We start from the raw sequence: 18,757 nt of genomic DNA on the forward strand, positions 1-18,757 counted from the left end.
AGGCGCAAATGAATATCTGATGCGCCTGGCTAATGAATACGCAGTTAATTGATCAGGTGATGATCGAGCGCGTAATGGATCAGCGAAGCATTGTTACGCATATTCATTTTCTTGAGTATTTTGGAGCGGAAAACGCTCACCGAACCAGGCGCAATCGAGAGTTCTTCCGCGACTGAATTGACTGCCTGGCCTTTGATCAGTTTAAAAAACACCTGCAATTCGCGCAAAGATAAACGTTCATGCAGCATGGGGTATAGCCTTTCATCCAGTTTCTCATGGGTGGATGCCAGATAGGATTGTCCCCGTGCGATCGATTTGATTGCCGGTATCACCTGTGCGCTGGTGGCGGTATATGACAAATAACCTTTGCAGCCCAGCCGGGTAAAGTTCGCCATGCGATCCACCTGGTCACTGCCATTGATAATCAGGATGGGAAGGGATGGATAGGCCTGTTTGAGATCGCAAAAGGTTTCCAGCCCGTTTTTTTCCGGCGAGGACACATCCAGGATCACAACGTCGAATTTCTGGGCGCGGATCTTCTCAAGTGCTTCACCCGAGTCACTGACTTCTTCCACCAGGTGCATAGCGCTATCAGCATTGATCAAATCCTTCAACGCGGTATGGCTCAATTCATTTCCGTACAGCAATAAAATATTTTTCATTTCTTGTTCATCTCCAATAATGTGAAGGAGAGTCAGCAAAACTTCTCAAACTCGAATTCTGTATGAATGGCTAGACTGCCAATAAACGCTTTTCTATCGCTCAGTGATGAGCCTGTAATCTTTGCTGCAGCAGGCACAACATGCTCTGTTCAGCTGCGCTTAGTTCAGTTTCGTTATAGTCTGCTTGCTGCACCGGCTGCCGGAACTCGGTACCGGCCAGATAGCATTCCAGTATCCACGGATGCACATAACTGTTGCGACAGATGGCAGGCGTGTTGCCCAATTTAGAGGCGGCCACACAAATGGCCGCCACAATATTTTTTTTTGCTTCTGTGATGCTGGTATACGGTTCCAGTTCACTCAGTGCCATCAAGGTATGCAAGCTGCCAAACCAGGTACGAAAATCTTTGGCGGTAAAATCGCCGTCGGTGATCTGTTGCAAATACTCATTCACCTCAGCCGAGCCGATGGCATGGCGCTCGCCTTGTGCATCTACATATTGGAACAGCGTCTGGCCGGGTAACTCCCGCATATTGCGTATCAAACGGGCCAGCCGCCGGTCACGCAAGCTCAGGCTGTGTTCCACGCCACTTTTACCACGGAAGTGAAACTGAATTTCACTGCCTTGTATATCGACATGACGATTGCGCAAAGTGGTCAAGCCAAACGACTTGTTGGTCTTTGCGTATTCATCATTGCCTATCCGTATCAACGTGTTTTCCAGCAGGTAGATCAGCATGGCTAACACTTTTTCCTTTCCCAGGCCAGGCGCGGCCAAGTCACGCGCAATCTGGGCGCGTATGCCTGGCAGTTGCAGGCCAAATTCGATCATATGCTCGTATTTCTTGGCTTCGCGCTGCTTGCGCCATTCCGCATGGTAAAGGTATTGCTTGCGGCCTTTAGCGTCGCGCCCGGTGGCTTGCAGGTGCCCATTGGCACGTGTACATATCCACACTTTTTCCCATGCGGGCGGAATACGCAGGGCCACAATCCGGCTAAGCTCATTTTCTGCTTTTAATACCTGGCCATGCTGGTCCAGGTACCTGAATTTCCCCCTAAATGCCTGGCGGCTGTAGCCGGCCGCGTCGTCCTGAATGTAATGCAATTTTTCCAGTGGATATCTGCGCGTTTCAGCCGCCTGCGATACTGGTTTTTTTGACAGTTTAGACACCATAATCATTCATTGAACATCCGGTTTCCGCCAGGCACGCTGTTGTGCAAGGCGGCAATGGCTGTTTCAAGCATTATTTAGCAGCCGTTTTGCTACTGCTGCTTTTCACATTCCAGATCACATTGCCGACATCATCTGCCACCAGCAGGTGGCCACGTTTATCGACCAGCACGCCTACCGGACGGCCTTGCGCTTCGCCATCCACATTGAGGAATTCAGTCAGCACATCAATCGGTTTGCCTGCTGGTTTACCACTCTCGAACGGCACAAAAATCACTTTGTAGCCGCTGTACGGGATACGGTTCCACGACCCATGCTGACCGATAAACATACCATTCTTGAATTGGTCCGGCAGTTTGTTGCCTTTAGCCGGCGTTAACCCGAGCGAAGCCGTATGCGAACCGAGCGCATAGTCGGGTTTGATCGCCTTGGCGACCAGTTCAGGGTTTTGTGGGTTGATGCGGTTGTCTACATGCTGGCCGTAATAACTGTAAGGCCAGCCATAAAACCCGCCTTGTGAAACCGAGGTCATATAGTCCGGTACCAGGTCGCTGCCTATCTCATCACGCTCATTCACCACCACCCATAGTGCGCCGCTGTCTGGTTCCCAGGCCATACCGTTAGGGTTACGCAAGCCGGATGCAAAAATGTTGTGTTTGCCGGAGGCGGCGTCTACTTCCCAGATCGCGGCACGCTCTTTTTCGGTCTCCATGCCGTTTTCACCGACATTGCTGTTGGAACCTACGGTGACATAAATCTTGCTGCCATCTTTGTTTGGCAGGATGTTTTTGGTCCAGTGGTGATTACGTTCTGCGGGTAAATCAGTGACTTTCACGCCCGGTGAGGTGATTTGTGTCTGGCCTTCCTGGTAAGGGAATTTAACCAGTGCATCCGCATTGGCGACATAAAACGTATCGCCCACTAGTGCCATGCCAAAAGGAGAATTCAGGTTTTCGAGGAATACATGCTTGATGTCTGCCACGCCATCGCCATCGATATCCCGCAGTAGCGTGATGCGGTTGAAGCTCTCGGCACCGGCGCCGCCATTTTTCATGAATAAGCCAGCGATAAAGCCTTTGAAGCTGAAGCCGTCACTCTTTTCATGATGATTGGTTTCTGCCACCAGGATATCGCCGTTTGGTAGTTCATAAAGCCAGCGCGGGTGTTGCAAATCAGTAGCAAATGCCACCACATTGGTGCCAGGGGCAGAAGTCGGTTTTTTGCCTTCAGGCCAGCCGACCGCTTTTGCGACATTGACAGTAGGAATCAATCCAGTCTGGTACGAAGACAGATCTGGCTCAGGGCCAAAGCCTGCGGCTTCTGGTAATTTGGCCGGTTGCGAGCAACCACTTAATGCCAGCAGCAAAAGTGAGCTGCTGATGAATAATTGTGGGGGTGTAGTTTGCATGATATTAACTCCTAAGCGGCAATGGGTGCGGGTGCCTTAACGGCGCACGGCAAGAATTTGATGGATACCAGTCACGCCTTGTTCAAATTGAATGGCACAAGCAGTCATATACAGACGCCAGATCCGGTAAGTGCGCTCACCGACAGCGGCTGCGATTGCTTGGTGACGATGTTCCAGTTTGGTGACCCAGCGGCGCAATGTCAATGCATGATGGCGGCGCAAGCCTTCTACATTGAATACTTCCAGTTTTGCGGATTGCATTTGCTGCCGGATGTGCGGCAGGGTGGTTAAATCGCCATCCGGGAACACCTGCTGGTTGATAAAGGCATTCGATATTTCGTGCTGGCGGCCAGGGCTTTCAGTGGTGACTTCGTGGTCAAGAAACAAACCGCCGGGCTTGAGCACGGCATGCACTTTGGCAAGGTAATCAGGTAGATTTTGCTGGCCTATCTGGCTGCATACGCCAATGCTCATGACCTTGTCGTAGCGCGGTGAGTCTGGCAGATCGCGGTAATGGCAAAGCGTGACTGTCACCATCTTCTCCAGCCCTTGTCTTTGGATTTCGGCGGTAGCATAAGCGTGCTGCTCCGGGCTCTGGGTAATGCTGTGCACAAACACACCGTAATGTTTGGCAGCCCAGCAGGCCAGCCCGCCCCAGCTGCAACCGATATCGAGTACGGTGTCGCCATGCTGTAAGTGCAGTTTCAGGCAGATCAAGTCTAGCTGGTTATGCTGCGCCTGGGCAAGGTCTTGTGTGGTATCACCAAAATAAGCGCAGGAATGCAGCATTTTGTCATCCAGCCATAAACGGTAAAAGTCACTGGAGGCATTGTAATCAAGGGTATTGGCGTTGGCTGACTGGCTTGGGCTGATGTCTGTCCGCGCTTGTATGGAGGATTCATCCTCAGCATTGACCAGTGTCAGTGCGCGATAGAGCAGGTCGAATTTCTCAGTTAAGGATAACGGTATAGATTCAAAGTAGTAGTGAAGCTGCATTGCCGCATTAAAGTCACCGAGAATCTGCACTTCACCGGCAAAGTAGGCTTCTACCAGACGCACAGGGTCGCTGAACAACTTTGCATCGCGTAATGCGGCCGCATTCTCCAGGCAGACGGTAAACGCAGGCGTATCTTTGCCTATGTAGAGCATGCTGCCGTTCCACAAACGGAAAGCAAATGACTCGGGGTAGTCCTGAAACAGGCGGTTAAGGATAAATCGGGATTTGGTGGTGTCGCCATTTTCTGTCGGCGCCTCTGAAGCCGGGGCTGGCGCGGTTTGCGTGCCAAACGCATCCATCGACCAGGCAGGGTCAAATTGCAAGGCGTGCTTCAGATTGCTGCTCATAGATGACGATCTCCAACTTTTAATTTTCCAATCATGCCTGACACTCTCAATTGCATCTGGCAGCGCGCTTAGATCTGGCATTTTTGTGTCTGCAGCATACAGCGTGTGTAAGGACTCTGACTGCCTGCGTTTCTTCACCAGTGAGTGGCGAAGTATTAGGTTGTGAGTGTAAAAATGAAGCGGCTTTCCCAACATAGGGCAGCCACTGATTGTCATGTCAGACAGGTCTGACAGGGGCTGATTTACGGGCTAGTCAGCCAGGTGCCGGCTCAAAAATCGACGCAAATGACACCCTCTAAAAAAAGATTTTATAACGCGATATGTTTAAAAATGGGCCCATTCCTACACACAAATCAGTTTTTGCCTATGCCTGCATATTTGGACTCTGTTTAGTATTGATGTTGAAGCCGTATGTTCTAACCATGATGTTTTCGACAATCAATAAAGGAGCAGTTGTGATGCGTAAATTAATCCTGATGATGCTGGTAGTCATGCCCATGATAAGCACTGCCTGGGCGGCAGATAAACCAGTGAAAAAGCCTGCCACTAAACCACCGGTGAATAATACGGTGCCACCGTGTGATAACTCTCCAAACTCGAAAAAACCTCCCTGTGACATAGATTCAGATAGCGTGAATGTGCCGCCAAAAATGCCGCATGAGCGCGGTGTGATCGTGCCGCCTGAAGTGCCTGCGGAGGGCCTGCCAAACCGCGAGAAAGACATTCCTCCACCAAGGGAGCCTTTGCAGCCAACCTCGTTTGAAAACAATCTGCAGAATTAATGTGGCAGAAATAATGTTGGAAAAGCCATACCCTGCAAAAGCCAGGGTGATGGTTTTCCATTAGATATCAATACGCAAAACACATGATTGTGTGAGCCAGCCATGCTGCTGACTCGCTGTTAGGAGAACATGTATGGAAGAAAAAAAAGAAAAACTGAACCCGCCTCAACATCAGGAAGAGCAGCCAGGCTCGGAAGAAGAGATGACCCCAACGCCTGTTTATATCGATGCTGAATATCAGGCCGGCGGCAAATTAAAGGACAAAGTCGCCATTATCACCGGTGGTGATAGCGGTATTGGCCGGGCAGTGGCGGTGCACTTTGCGGCTGAGGGCGCTCACGTAGCGATCGTGTATCTGGAAGAGCATGAAGACGCGCACAAGACCAAAGCGCTGGTGGAATCTTATGGCAGCAAATGTTTATTACTGCCTGGAGATATCTCGGATGAGTCGTTTTGCCAGCAATCCGTGCTGAATACCTTGAAGCAGTTCGGCAAGCTGGATATTGTCATTAACAATGCCGCCCAGCAGTTCCCGCAAAAAAGCATCCTGGATATTTCGCAAAGACAGCTGGAGCATACCTTCAGGAATAATATTTTCTCTATGTTTTACCTGGTGAAAGCGGCTTTACCGCACTTGCCGAAAAAAAGTCATATTATTAACACCACCTCGGTCACCGCCTATCGCGGCAGTCCCGAGCTGCTGGATTACTCCTCTACCAAAGGCGCGGTGGTTTCATTTACACGCTCCTTAGCCAAACAGTTGGTGCCCGACGAGATTTATGTGAATGCCGTGGCGCCAGGCCCGGTATGGACACCATTGATCCCTTCCACTTTCGATGAGAAAAAAGTCAGTGAGTTTGGTAATCAGGTGCCTATGAAGCGCCCTGGGCAGCCAAGCGAAATTGCGCCCGCTTATGTGTTTTTAGCCTGCCAGGATTCTTCTTATATGACAGGCCAGGTTTTACATGCCAACGGTGGTGAAGTGGTGAATGGCTAGGGAGTTTCCTGGAGAGATGCACACTCATCAATTTCATCGGTGAATCTGCAGCCATCAGCCTTACTTTGTCTGACAACAGAATACGTCATTGGATGATAACCGTGCCTGATGGGGTCACTTAAGATAGCTCAGGGTTAAATTTAAAATTAAGGATTCGGGCTATTAACCCATTGGCTGAATCTTACATACTAGGAGAAGCATCATGGCAAATCCACAAGACAATCAAGTAGGCCAAAACCAGGGAAATCGGGATCAGAAAAATCCGGCCCAGCAAAACCAAAGCCAACAAGGTCAAAACCAGCAGGGTCAAGGCCAGCAAGGGCAAAATCAGGCAGGTCAGGGTCAACAAAACCAGGGCCAACCCGGTCAAGATCAGAACAGGCAAAATCAGCAGAATCAAGGACAATCTAGCCAGGATCAGAAAAATCAGGGTCAGCACAACCAAAGCCAGCAAGGGCAGAACCAGCAGGGCCAGGGTCAGCCAAAGCAAGGCCAACAGCAGCAAGGCATTGATGCGGGTACTGAACATCTTGATCCTGCGGAAAAGCAACAGTCCAATATTGGCAAGGATCAGGCACCGGGTAGTCAGCCTTTATCAGGTGACAACAAGCAAGGTGAGGGCGACAGTGGTCATTAATGGTTGCTGTGCGTGATTGTAAAAAAGCCTGGAGTGTTCCAGGCTTTTTATTTGTTTTGTTTTTGCCCTAACGCGTTTGATCAGGTTGGATATTCTGACAGCAGATTAGGCGCTTTCACGATAAAGCCTATGCTAAAACACTTTTATCATGGACTCACGTTACTTCATTTTCTACACGAGACATTTCAGGTCATTCAGGTAACGGTTTGGCCGAATAATATTCCGAAGGAGATTTAACAATGGCAAATTTACAAAACAACAAAAATCAACAGCAGGACAAATCTGGTGCTAAAGTCAGCAAAGACCAGCAGCAGCAACATGCGCAGGGTAGCAAGCAACAAGCGCCCGGCAGCCAGCAAGGCAAATCCCAGCAACAAGGTAACAAGCAACAAGGTTAACTAGCTGTGGATGAAAAAACCTGGAGCAATCCAGGTTTTTTTACGTCCAAATCTTTTTCCTCTCCGCTTTTTTCATGCTTTCCTGTCCGAATCGTCCTACAGGAAATTCCGCCGTTGTTACATGGGCGAGCCTTTTTCTTTTATTCATAATCAGTTTGCAACTCATGCTTTCAATGGCATGAAACATTCAGCAATTAAAAGAACACGACATTTACCAAGGAGAATTAGCATGAATACAAAATTAGGCTTAGGCATGTTGGTATTGATCACAGGGTTAACCGCCTGTAATAAAAACGAATCCGGCTCAGGTGAAGCGGCTTCGGCTGGCGCCAGTGGCCCGGCCATCAAATTCGTTAAAACCCAGGATGGTTCAGCTTTGGACATCAAGCCAGAGCTGTTTGATACACCAGAAGCCAAGGAATTTTTAGCTACCGGCAAAAACCCCTATGTTGGTAAAGATGATGCGATCAAAGCCGGTAAGAAAATCTTTCAGTTATATTCCTGCACGCAGTGTCACGGCCCTGAAGCTGGCGGCCAGGTGGGCCCAGCCCTGACTGGCCCGAATTATAACTACGCCAAGGATGCAACCAATAAAGGCATGTTCGAGACTGTCTGGAACGGTACAAACGGCGGCATGGGCGCCAAGGGCAAAGGCTTGATGGACCCTTCAGATCCGAATAACGGTATTTCACCTGACGAATTATTGAAGGTGATTGCCTGGGTACGTAGCCATGGTAGCTTGACCGGTAACGAAGATAGTTAAACCCTCACTAAATCCTCGTTTAACGGCAGTTAAACGAGGGTTGCTCAGCGATGGTTTTAAGGGGTCATCATTATCCTACAGCACATTCGTGGGCCTGCTTACATACAACAAAAACACCCATCAGTAAGATAGACATCACTGCCCTGTAAAGGGCAATTCAAACAATATTGAGGAGAATACGATGAATAAATTACTCACAGTGTTATTAGCTAGCGTATTTATGAGTACGACCACAGTTGTTTTTGCAGCGGACGCCGTAGGCGATGTGCCACCTGCGCATCAGCAGAAAAAAGAGGTGCCTAACAGCACTAAAAACGGTGATTACCTGCAAGACCAGCCGGACAACAACGGTAGCAGTGCTAACCAGGGGTCGGGCAACAAGCAATCTAAGCCAGGTAACATTGAAAAAAGCAAACGTTTCCAGGAGAAGCCTGCTGAAGGTGGTACTGGCGTAAACCAGCAGAATAAATAAGTTGCTGTAGGCCTTGCGACACTCAATTGAATCTTTGATCACCTAAGAGTATGCGCAAGGCTTTTCTATTTCTGATGACTGGTTTTTTATGGGAGAACATTCATGACCGAGCAAAATCTTAAATTGTTAATGCAGCTGTGCAAGCAATGCGCAGATGCGTGTGAACACTGTGCCATCGCCTGTGAGAGCGAGGCCAATCCCATGATGAGAACCTGCATTGAACATGATATGGACTGTGCAGATTTTTGCCGTTTGACCGCTTCATTTGTCGCGCGCGGCAGTGCGTTTGTCGAACTGGTCTGCCAGGATTGTGCCGAGATTTGCACGGCTTGTGCCGAAGAGTGTGAAAAACATACTTCTATCCATTGCCGCCAATGCGCCGAAGCTTGTAGACGTTGTGCAGAAGAATGCCTGAAAGTGGGCGTTGCCGAGTATGCCTGATGTGTTGTGATTCAAATGCTGGATAGGCTAATGCTGGATAGGCTAATATTTTGCCTATCCAGACATGTTGGCAGGTGTTTCAGATCAGGCTATCTTCCATGCCCAGCTTTTAACGCCAACTTAGCTTTCTTGCATCTTCAGTTTTAATTTGTAGATGATAAATTCTGCCGGGCGCACAGGTGCCAAGCCGATTTCTACGATCAAACGCCCGTCCAGAATATCCACCGCTGTCATCGTTTTACCCAGACCTATATTCACAAAAAACGCGTGCTCCGGCTGGTTTCCCAGCAACGCGCCCTGTTTCCAAAGCGTGGTTAAGAAATTTTCAGCCGCCGCTTTTACTCTAAGCCAGGTATTGGCGTCATTGGGTTCAAACACATAGGCCTGCAAACCGTTTTCAATCGAAGCTTCCACCATGCCAAACAGGCGGCGCACATTGATATAGCGCCATTCATTGTCGTTGCCTGCCAGCGTCCTGCCGCCCCATACCAAGGTGCCGCGGCCGGTAAAACTGCGGATGATATTGATGGATTTCCCTGTGGTATGTACGTTGTAATCCGCCTGATCGCCATCGGTCAGGTTCAATACTGGCTTGATGACTGCCTGCAAGGCCACATTGGCCGGCGCTTTCCATACGCCACGGCTCGCGTCAGTCTGGGCATAGACGCCGGCGATAGCGCCGCTGGCTGGCAGTGTGTTCAGTGTTAGTGTTGCGCGGTCTAGCCATGCGCGGAACAGGCCGGAGTTCTGATATAAATCATGGTTCAATGCGCGCGCGGTGGTTTGTGCGCTGAGCTGTACTTCCCTGAACCAGATAATAGACGTGTGAATAATGGATTTAAGCATTGCGTGTGTTATCAGCACGCGGTCGAGGTCAGTCGGTGTTGCAACATAATCCGCTTCAACATCCGGCAAGGGGCTGAGTGCCAGCATAGCTGCCTGGTCTTTTAACCCGAGCAGTGAGCAGGCCGCGCTATCCTCTATCAGCGAGATGCCTGTATGCGCTAGCAGCGCGTGGTGATGCGCGACCAGCAGGCGCACGCTGTCTCCTATACGCGTATGCGCCTGACTACTGATAGTGCTGGAAAATTTGATCAGTGCCGTGTCAGCACACTTGTTTACCACTAGCGAAAGTGTATCAAGCAGCGACAGAAACCATAGGCTTTGCGCACGTAAAGGTGCCTGGTAATCGTTGATATCCGAGCTATTCAATCCGGCGATATCAGGCCACAGGGTAGCGGCCGTTTGTTCCAAAGTCGGCGCATTTTTAAGCAGGCCGCTTTCACCGCTGGCAAGCAATACGCAGGCAAGCTCGCTCAGCGCGACATCGATGACTTTGGTTTTGATCATGGCATCGCTGGTCGGGTGATCCGCCAGCAGTGCTGCTGCATCAATCAACTCTTCAGTCTGCTGGACGCCGCTGGCACTGAGCTTGCGCTTCAACACCAGATCGCCAAGTCGTTTTTCCCTGTCAAAAGACGTGACCAGCCACGGGCCATAGACGGCACCATATTTGAGATAATCACTACCGATATTGCTTCTGAAATGTTCGGCTTCCTGGGCAAACGCTGATTTCTCAGACTGGCGGCCTAATTCGCAGATGGTGACCCGGTTGCGCACCTTTGCACACTGCGCCAATGCAGTGGCATACAGCGATACGCCGTGATCCTCAAGCAACACCGCTTCCGGTATGACGAGGATGGTTGGCGCTGAGGAGCTTTCAACGATGGCCAGCCCTTGTGCCAATGCCGTTTGCACAACAGCGCTGCTGTAATCGCCTACCGACACAATCACGCAAGCGTCGCCACCATTGCTAAAAAACAGGCGCAGGCTGTCATATAAGTAAAATACCTGGTTGGCCGTGGCATCGGCAATCTCGTTCTGCGCATCCAGCCAGAGGGTGACTGCTGGTGAGTCGGCCAAGCCAAAGTAATGCTCATATTCGGCCATGCTATTAATTGAAAAGGGGACTAGCGTTAGCGGTTTTCCATCGTTTTCAGCTTTTTGTGTATAGCCAATAAATGCCGGCAGGGCAGTTTCAACCGCCGCGATAGATGGCGGCAAATTGGCGATTTCTGCCACATAGACACCAGGTGTTTTATATTGGGCCATGATTCAATTTTTATCCTGTTTGTAAGCAGGCAGTCGTCGCTCAAGCATGGGCAACACCTTGGTGTCAGGCGCATCTGTAGCAACAGTGAGTAAACGTAATTTATATAAGGCAGAAGGCACAGGCACCGTTTTTAAGGTCGACCAGACGTGATGAGTCTCTTCCAGCGTCGGCGAATATAAATCTATGGCAAGTTTAAATTCACGCAGCCTGTCCATGGCATGGGCGGGCGCGTGTTGCGTCAGCGATTTGTGTTTGACGTTCAGTTCGGTAAACAGCGGTTGCGCATGGAAAAACTGCATGGCACGGCCCAGCATCAACAGTGCCTCGGTGTAAGAGGCATAAGTGGCCGTGAGCAGTACATGCACATTCAGTTGCAGGGGAGAAGATTGATAGCCTGTGCCTGCAGGGTTGCGGCCGATCGGCGGCGCATTCTTGAACTCGAGTTCTTCCTGGATATTCACCAGCGTCAGATTCAGGCATGCTTGCGTAGCTGATTGCGCCCCCGGTGATGACGGTAAATACGCTGAGGAAAGATCACTTAGCCGGGCAGGTGCATGGTTGGCACTCATGCCATACGCCTCAATCAGCTGATGATTTAACTCATTCACAATGATGGTCAGGGCATGCGCAATCATGGCGATCTCTCTTGGATGATTTCAAGCCATTATAGGACGGTTAGGCTATGCGTGCGATGATTAGTGATTCGCGCTTGTTAAACTTGCAGCGATTACTTGTAGTGGGGAGAGGGTAAACAGGCGCTATAAATTAAATACCCATAGGAATATTAAATATTCCTATGGGCAAGTCTTGCTCTTAGATGTGGCGAGTTGTAAGTCTTGTCTATCTAAGTATCCATTGCTGCTTAGTTAGCAACAACGATTTCATTTTTAACGGCAGTCACGCCTTTAACGCTCTTAGCAATTTTTTCTGCTTTTTGTGCTTCAGCTTTTGATTTTGCATTGCCTGAAAGTTGTACCAGGCCGTTGCTATCAGTTTCAACACTGATGTCAGTAGCGCTGACTACTTTGTCTTTAGCAAAAGCAGCTTTTACTTTAGTTGTGATCACTGAATCTTCTACTTTAGTACCTAATGAGTCGCCGTCAGCCGCAAAACCAGCCAAAGGCAAAGCCAAAGCACTTACCAACAATAATGATTTGATTGTATTTTTCATGATGTTTCCTTCTTGAGTGGATTTAGGAGGTTCCATTATTAAAAAAACATGGCATGACGTGAATACATCTTATTCTGATAGTTACGTAGGAATGGGCTGACTTCATGCGCGTTTGATTGCAAGTGCAACTGCCTGTATTCTTGCCGGGTACGATACACAGGCCCACCTGTACCTTTTTTCATCGAAAACATAGCCTATGCAACTGCATTTTTTATCGGCGTTAGCCATTTTTATCAGCGGCTACGCGCCACTTGGCTTGATCCTGGTCATCAAGGATTTGAATGAAGAGTCATTCTACTTTGAGCACCCGGTCAGGGCCTTCAGTATCTTTGTCATCTTCGCATTGAGCGCCTTATTCGCCCTGAGTGCGGCGCGCAATATCAAGCAGGGCGTGCCGGTCAAAATCACTAAAGTATCCAACAAGTCAGCGGATATGTTCACATATACCATCCCCTACATGATGTCGTTCTACAAGTTTGATTTAGGCGACTGGAAATTGCTTCTGTGCCTGTTTATCTTTCTGAGCCTGATGTTTGTGCTGTCATACCGTACGCAAAATGTATTCGTTAACCCGGTGCTGGCACTGGCCGGATACGGCCTGTATGACTGCCAGTTCAAGGATGGCACGCAAGAGAGGCAGGGCCTGCTGCTATCAAAGCAGCATTTCCAGGTCGGTGATTACTGTGCGATCAAACGGCTTTCCAATTTAATGTACTTTGTCACGCATGTTGAAGTCACGAAGGAAGCGGGCGAAGGAGAATCTCAGTGACGACTAACGTGAAACAAACCCTGCAAACTTTGCGCGCCAGTGATTTCAAACATTGGGTGACCACTTTTTGGCTGGTGAAAAGAAAGCTCAGCCAGCAGCAGGCAAAGTATGCAGTATTGAAGGTGGATACCGATGCCAAACTGGAGCAAAAGCTCAAAAACGCAGTCACCGAAAAAATCCTCGATCAGGACTACCAGCTAGACGATTACGACTTCCTGACCGCCGACCAGGACAAAGGCTTGCTGACCATCGCTTCATCCGATACCGATGTCATGCTGATCCAGGCCGAGATTGAAAAAGGCACCGCCAACGCCAAAGTCGAGCAATATGAGCAATTACTGGATGCATGGGCGATGGTGATCAAACTGGAGCACCAGGATAAAGCCATTTATGCTTACCGTAAAATCAATAAATTCAATAACGCGACCAGGCTATCGCATGTGTCCTTTATCCAGTTTAAAGACCAGGAACTGAAAGACCTGGATGAAAAGGAGATTTTCACCATAGATACCCAGGTGGATTTTTTCACCTATGAAGGCACGACTTTCATCGCCAATAAAAAAGAGTTTGAAAGCACGCTGAACTTCCGCGCCGGTATGGAAAAAAACCGCGATGTGGTGCTACAGGAATTCGTCGACCTGAAAATATTCAACGATGCCAGTTTGCTGAAAGAGCATATAGGCGCCAACCTGAATTACCTGCGCAAAGTGTCTTCGATACAGAAAAGCGGCTACTACAAAGACGCCAAGTTTATGGAAGAACTGGTTAAGGTCAATCAGCTGAAAAACTGGGGGCTGCAAGTTGAGAACGGTGCACTTGTGATCAATGAGGCCTCGATAGACCTTGTACTGACTTTATTGAATAACGGCAGGCTGGAATCACCTATCAATCACGAAATCTTTGATGCATCCGTCAAGAAAAAAGTCTCTTAGCCACTAAGTATCATCATTTAAATTCATGCAATTACATTACCAAACCTTAGGCCAGGGCCAGCCGCTTATACTCATACACGGGCTGTTTGGCTCGGCCGATAACTGGGGCAGCATTGCCAAACATTTCTCGCAGCACTACCAGGTCATCACCGTAGATCTGCGTAATCACGGGCGGTCACCGCACAGTGAGTCACAAACCTACCCTGAAATGGCCAATGATCTATTAGAAACCTTCAATGCACTCGGCTTGGAACAAGTGCATTTGCTCGGCCATTCACTAGGCGGCAAGGTCGCCATGCAATTTGCAACCGATTATCCCCAACGTGTGAATAAGCTGATTGTGGTCGATATGGCGATGCGGGCTTATCCCGATAGATACACGCAGCTGATGGATAGCATGCTGGCAGTGGATCTCAGCCAGATGACATCACGGAGTTACGTGGATAAAGCCTTAACCGATGCCATAGATCATGTGAGAGTGCGGCAGTTTTTACTCACTAATCTGGTTAAAAGTGAAGCGCAGTTGCAGTGGCGGATTAACCTGCCAGCACTCAAAGCCAATTACGCAAAACTCATTGCGGCGATTGCCGTGAACTTTGAGGGGCCCAGTCTCTTTATTCGCGGTGAACGTAGCGATTATGTGCAAGACAGCGATATCACTGAACTTCAGCAGCATTTCCCACAAGCTGAATTCGTTACCTTGCCAACAGAGCATTGGGTGCATGCGGAGCAACCGCAGCTGTTTATACAAGCCATTGAGAGCTACTTGTAAGTATTTACAAGTTGTCTGTATCTAGTCTGCAAGTCAATATTTCTTATTGAACTTACAAGTCACAATGCCATCCTATTTGGTCTTTGTTGGGAAATGGCTTGTTGTTTCATTCGTGAAATGCGCGAAACCTCGTTTGCTTCTCTCTGTAAGTTCAAATAAATGCCCTGACTATTCATTTCACGTTGCATAAAGGATAAAAGTGACTAGCTGGCTTCAGTACAAGTTTTTAAGTATCACCATCAATGAGTGGGTCTTCACCGCATTAATCTTCATATTCGCGCAGGTCGGATTACTCCTCATCCGAAAAGTCGCCATCAAGAAAATATCGAGCTTCACCTTACGAAACCCAACAAAAGTAGGTGATGCCATCATCGAAGTATTGCGTAGTACCAATCAACTAACGTTCGCACTTTTTTCATTGCTGTTCGCCATGCATTTTTTGGAGTTGAACGCTAAATGGATCACGCGCCTGGATTACCTTTCCTTTTTTGTCATCGGTATCCAGACGGCGATATGGGTGAGCAAGGGCATCTCTATTTGGGCTAAAGCGAAAGCCGTTTCCACGGATGGGTCGGCGGAAAATGCTGTTCTCACCACCATGCTGTCCTGGATTTTTAAAACGATCGTGTGGTCGATTGCGCTGCTGAGTATTCTTGCCAATATGGGCGTCAATATCACCGCTTTCGTTGCTAGCTTAGGTGTAGGCGGTGTGGCGATTGCACTAGCCGTTCAAAGCATACTGAGTGATTTATTTGCATCACTGGCTATTGGCCTGGATAAGCCGTTTGTGATTGGTGATTTCATTATTTTTGGTGATGTATTAGGTACGGTTGAGCGTGTTGGCTTAAAGACTACGCATATTCGTAGCTTAAGTGGTGAGCAGATCGTGTGCGGCAATACTGAGTTACTGAAAAACACCATCCATAACTACAAGCGCATGGCAGAAAGACGGGTGGTTTTTCAGTTCCGCGTGACCTATGGTACCAAAGCCGATGTCATTGAAAAAATCCCTGACATTGTTAAAAAAGCCATTACTTCAGAATCTAAAGCCAGATTTGACCGCGCGCACTTTAAGGGCTTTGGCATCAGCTCTCTCGATTTCGAAGTGGTTTATTATGTTCTGGATAGCAGTTACAACGTATATATGGACATACAACAATCCATCAACCTATGTTTGATGCGCGAGTTAGAAGCAATGAATGTCAGCTTTGCTTATCCAACCATGACGGTGAACCTGGCCAAAAATTCAGAGCTAAAAATGAGCCTTCCTGAAGGGGCTTTGGGTAATACATTGCAATAAAGCATTGGTTACTTTGAAAAAATGGCTTAGATGAAATGCATCTAAGCCATTTTTATTTCCACTCTGCTGAATTGAACAATGACAACGTTTGTAGCGGATTTAAAGGCATGAAAGGTTTTCATTAGAGCATCAGGTTTGCAAATATTTCGACTTCAATACAATATTTCCAAATCTGAAACGTCTATACAGCATGGAGACGCATTTTGAACACAACTTACTCATGACACAGCAAAATTCTGTGATCACGGAAACATTCAATAAAGAAAAAGCCAAATTGCGTAATTTCATCCGCAAAAGCGTCCCCAATACCGGTGACGCGGATGATATTTTGCAGGATGTGTTCTATGAGTTTGTTTCAGCCTACCGTCTACCGGAGCCGCTAGAGCAAGTCGGCGCCTGGTTATACCGTGTGGCAAGAAATCGCATTATTGACCGTTTTAGAAAGCAAAAGCAGGAAATTTCTTTAGAGCAGGACGATGATGAAGATGCCCTATGGCTTGAGTCTATCCTTTCGATTGAAACCGAAACCCCGGCGTCAATTTACGAAAGAAAAATGCTGATTGAGCACGTGATTGCAACGCTTAATCAATTGCCAAGCGAACAACGGCAAGTGTTTATCGCCCACGAGTTAGACGGCCAAAGTTTCAAACAAATTGCCGCAGAAACCGGTGTTTCCATCAACACCTTATTAGCAAGAAAAAGGTATGCAGTGACTTTTTTACGAGAGCAACTGCAGGCCAGTGACTAATCGTATTAATAATTGAATTATTGGAGAAATGAATGAGAAATTGTAAAAGTAAATGTGCTGCCATCGCAGTGTTTGTCGTAGCCGCCATCGCAGCCTTATCTTATGTCGTCATGCTATTGTGGAACAACGTGGTCATTTCATTAGCCGATGGCATTCACGCCATTGATTACTGCCACGCAGTAGGGTTGTTGATTCTCAGCAGGATTCTTTTTGGCGGCTTCAGAGGTCGTCACGGGCATCATAGACATTGCGGTAGTGAAGCAATGACAGCTGATGAACAAGAGAAAGTGCGTTGTGGGTTGTTTAATCGCTTTAAATCTAAAAAGGATGCAGGGTAATTACACCAAGTAATGTAACGTTTAGAAAGATTCAAATGAAAACGGCTTCTAGGAATAGAAGCCGTTTTTTTTAAATGTACGAACAGTATTAGGTGTAATAAACTTCCAAAGCTTATGCAGATAAGCGTTTGTTGATTTCGATTTTAACGAATTTAGATAAAATAATACTTTGAAAGTATTATTTTAATTAAAGCTTGCAGGATTGAAGGCTTAATAATCATTTTGTAAAACGTTAGTAGAATTTATACAAATAAACCAAGAAGAACTATACAGGGGAGGTCTATGCATTCGATCTTGCAAAGTATTTGCGACAATCTTGATCAGATTTCAGGTCAAATCATTGGGCAACTTAGTAGTGATGCCACTTACTGTCAGAACTTTGGGTGGAATTGTGTTTCACTTACAAGGCACGACTTAGCTGAACTTGCTAGGACACTATCTAATGACATTCATAATGCAAACATTGATGATATTGACGAAGAAACGCTAAAAAAGATCGAATCTTTCCCATCAAGTCTCAGCTACTTATTAAATAATACTATCCCTCAATTACCAACTTCAAATTGTGGATATGCAGGCCCTGCTTATATTGGTACGCTGCAAAATATGCGTATTATTTTGGAGCCACTTTTATTCCCACCAACACCCCCTCAGCCACCATGGGAAGTGCTTTTGGAGACTAAGGCGTTACCTCCTCAATTAGCAAGAAAACTTCGCTCCATTCAAGCGGAGCTAGAACAAATTATTCCAGATAAGGAAAGTTTAGTAGCGCAAGTTAAGTTAATTAAAGATGCGCATGAAACTGCCGAAACATTACCAATAGATATGAAAACCTTGTCAGATGCTCGTACTAAGGTTGATAAGTACGCTACTGATGCTGGCATAACATTTGGAAAAATTGAAAGTCAGCACGAAGAAATACTCAAACTATCTGCAAAGATTGTAACAAAAGATGAAGAGGCCGCTAAATTAGTTGAAAACTGTGAAGCCGCATATCAGATAACAACAACTAAAGGACTTGCTGCAGCTTTTGATCTTCGGGCCAACAATTTGGCAAACTCAATGTGGGCGTGGGTTGTAGGATTGCTAATAGCACTAGTGATAGGTGCTAATGTAGGTGCTCATAGAATTGATCAATTGAATGCGGTTCTTTCTAATCCGAAGGCCCAAGCTGGCTTAGTTTGGATACAGGTTGTTCTTTCTTTATTAAGCGTTGGCGCACCAGTTTGGTTTGCTTGGTTAGCTACTAAACAAATAGGACATAGATTTAAATTGGCTGAAGACTATGCCTTTAAAGCATCTGTTGCAAAAGCATATGAAGGCTACCGTAGAGAAGCAGCAAAAATTGACCCCGCCTTTGAATCAAGATTGTTTAGTTCTGCTTTAACTCGGCTAGAAGAAGCCCCATTACGTTTTGTCGAGGATGAAACTCATGGAAGTCCATGGCACGAGTTTGTATTTTCAAAACGTCGGAAAAAAGATGTGCCGACAAAATCTCCGTTAGAAGATGCTTCTTCATTATAAATAATAATTTAATAG

General features: G+C 47.4%; 21 protein-coding genes. 14 read left to right on the forward strand and 7 right to left on the reverse strand.

The features are described 5' to 3' along the window. Positions 1-44 precede the first annotated feature (44 nt). The 4 genes from ACSSVF_RS07600 to ACSSVF_RS07615 all read right to left on the reverse strand — a co-directional run bounded on the left by ACSSVF_RS07600 (position 45) and on the right by ACSSVF_RS07615 (position 4,585). The gene (locus ACSSVF_RS07600; protein ID WP_492402539.1) at positions 45-662 is read right to left on the reverse strand and encodes a response regulator; all 618 of its coding nucleotides are present in this window, start codon (positions 660-662) and stop codon (positions 45-47) included. 100 nt (positions 663-762) lie between these two features. Next, positions 763-1,836 (reverse strand): DNA topoisomerase IB, encoded by a 1,074-nt coding sequence (locus ACSSVF_RS07605; RefSeq protein ID WP_492402541.1) that lies wholly within the window; start codon positions 1,834-1,836, stop codon positions 763-765. A gap of 70 nt (positions 1,837-1,906) precedes the next feature. After that, positions 1,907-3,241 (reverse strand): PQQ-dependent sugar dehydrogenase, encoded by a 1,335-nt coding sequence (locus ACSSVF_RS07610; protein WP_492402542.1) that lies wholly within the window; start codon positions 3,239-3,241, stop codon positions 1,907-1,909. 36 nt (positions 3,242-3,277) lie between these two features. After that, a complete protein-coding gene (locus ACSSVF_RS07615; RefSeq protein ID WP_492402543.1) occupies positions 3,278-4,585 on the reverse strand; it encodes a class I SAM-dependent methyltransferase in 1,308 nt (435 codons plus the stop codon). Positions 4,586-5,043: 458 nt separating this feature from the next. Between ACSSVF_RS07615 and ACSSVF_RS07620 the strand changes: the two genes are divergently transcribed. From ACSSVF_RS07620 to ACSSVF_RS07650, 7 genes are all read left to right on the forward strand, one after another. Continuing rightward, on the forward strand, positions 5,044-5,367 hold the full coding sequence (locus ACSSVF_RS07620; protein WP_492402545.1) for a hypothetical protein: 324 nt from the start codon (positions 5,044-5,046) through the stop codon (positions 5,365-5,367). Between the two features lie 133 nt (positions 5,368-5,500). After that, positions 5,501-6,364 carry an SDR family oxidoreductase gene (locus ACSSVF_RS07625; RefSeq protein WP_492402547.1) on the forward strand — a complete coding sequence of 288 codons (864 nt, stop codon included), beginning with the start codon at positions 5,501-5,503 and terminating at the stop codon, positions 6,362-6,364. A gap of 202 nt (positions 6,365-6,566) precedes the next feature. Continuing rightward, entirely contained in the window at positions 6,567-7,001 is a 435-nt protein-coding gene (locus ACSSVF_RS07630) for a hypothetical protein (RefSeq protein ID WP_492402548.1), read from the forward strand. Positions 7,002-7,240: 239 nt separating this feature from the next. Next, a complete protein-coding gene (locus tag ACSSVF_RS07635) occupies positions 7,241-7,399 on the forward strand; it encodes a hypothetical protein (RefSeq protein WP_492402549.1) in 159 nt (52 codons plus the stop codon). A gap of 229 nt (positions 7,400-7,628) precedes the next feature. Then, positions 7,629-8,162 carry a c-type cytochrome gene (locus ACSSVF_RS07640; protein WP_492402551.1) on the forward strand — a complete coding sequence of 178 codons (534 nt, stop codon included), beginning with the start codon at positions 7,629-7,631 and terminating at the stop codon, positions 8,160-8,162. 181 nt (positions 8,163-8,343) lie between these two features. Continuing rightward, entirely contained in the window at positions 8,344-8,634 is a 291-nt protein-coding gene (locus tag ACSSVF_RS07645; protein ID WP_492402552.1) for a hypothetical protein, read from the forward strand. A 129-nt stretch (positions 8,635-8,763) separates the two neighbouring features. After that, the gene (locus ACSSVF_RS07650) at positions 8,764-9,075 is read left to right on the forward strand and encodes a four-helix bundle copper-binding protein (protein WP_492406327.1); all 312 of its coding nucleotides are present in this window, start codon (positions 8,764-8,766) and stop codon (positions 9,073-9,075) included. 120 nt (positions 9,076-9,195) lie between these two features. Here ACSSVF_RS07650 and ACSSVF_RS07655 read toward each other — a convergent pair whose 3' ends face one another. From ACSSVF_RS07655 to ACSSVF_RS07665, 3 genes are all read right to left on the reverse strand, one after another. Beyond that, positions 9,196-11,187: a phage tail sheath family protein gene (locus tag ACSSVF_RS07655; RefSeq protein ID WP_492402553.1), complete on the reverse strand. Its 1,992-nt coding sequence runs from the start codon at positions 11,185-11,187 to the stop codon at positions 9,196-9,198. A 3-nt stretch (positions 11,188-11,190) separates the two neighbouring features. Next, positions 11,191-11,823, reverse strand: a complete 633-nt coding sequence (locus tag ACSSVF_RS07660) for a Pvc16 family protein (RefSeq protein ID WP_492402555.1) — start codon at positions 11,821-11,823, stop codon at positions 11,191-11,193. A gap of 227 nt (positions 11,824-12,050) precedes the next feature. Further along, positions 12,051-12,359: a BON domain-containing protein gene (locus tag ACSSVF_RS07665; RefSeq protein WP_442584458.1), complete on the reverse strand. Its 309-nt coding sequence runs from the start codon at positions 12,357-12,359 to the stop codon at positions 12,051-12,053. A gap of 196 nt (positions 12,360-12,555) precedes the next feature. Between ACSSVF_RS07665 and ACSSVF_RS07670 the strand changes: the two genes are divergently transcribed. From ACSSVF_RS07670 to ACSSVF_RS07700, 7 genes are all read left to right on the forward strand, one after another. Further along, complete coding sequence (locus tag ACSSVF_RS07670) at positions 12,556-13,128, forward strand: KwaA family protein (protein WP_492402557.1); 573 nt, start codon at positions 12,556-12,558, stop codon at positions 13,126-13,128. Then, the gene (locus ACSSVF_RS07675) at positions 13,125-14,060 is read left to right on the forward strand and encodes a Kiwa anti-phage protein KwaB-like domain-containing protein (RefSeq protein WP_492402558.1); all 936 of its coding nucleotides are present in this window, start codon (positions 13,125-13,127) and stop codon (positions 14,058-14,060) included. Before ACSSVF_RS07670 ends, ACSSVF_RS07675 begins: the two co-directional genes overlap by 4 nt. Positions 14,061-14,085: 25 nt before the next feature. Continuing rightward, positions 14,086-14,832: an alpha/beta fold hydrolase gene (locus ACSSVF_RS07680; protein WP_492402560.1), complete on the forward strand. Its 747-nt coding sequence runs from the start codon at positions 14,086-14,088 to the stop codon at positions 14,830-14,832. Positions 14,833-15,031: 199 nt separating this feature from the next. Continuing rightward, on the forward strand, positions 15,032-16,132 hold the full coding sequence (locus tag ACSSVF_RS07685; protein ID WP_492402562.1) for a mechanosensitive ion channel family protein: 1,101 nt from the start codon (positions 15,032-15,034) through the stop codon (positions 16,130-16,132). Positions 16,133-16,352: 220 nt separating this feature from the next. After that, on the forward strand, positions 16,353-16,880 hold the full coding sequence (locus ACSSVF_RS07690; RefSeq protein ID WP_492402564.1) for an RNA polymerase sigma factor: 528 nt from the start codon (positions 16,353-16,355) through the stop codon (positions 16,878-16,880). Positions 16,881-16,912: 32 nt separating this feature from the next. Continuing rightward, positions 16,913-17,218, forward strand: coding sequence for a hypothetical protein (locus ACSSVF_RS07695; protein WP_492402566.1), 306 nt, complete (start codon positions 16,913-16,915; stop codon positions 17,216-17,218). 282 nt (positions 17,219-17,500) lie between these two features. Continuing rightward, the gene (locus tag ACSSVF_RS07700; RefSeq protein ID WP_492402567.1) at positions 17,501-18,742 is read left to right on the forward strand and encodes a hypothetical protein; all 1,242 of its coding nucleotides are present in this window, start codon (positions 17,501-17,503) and stop codon (positions 18,740-18,742) included. Positions 18,743-18,757 lie beyond the last annotated feature (15 nt).

The sequence above is a fragment of the Methylophilus sp. E2MeOHC9 genome, assembly GCF_058744375.1.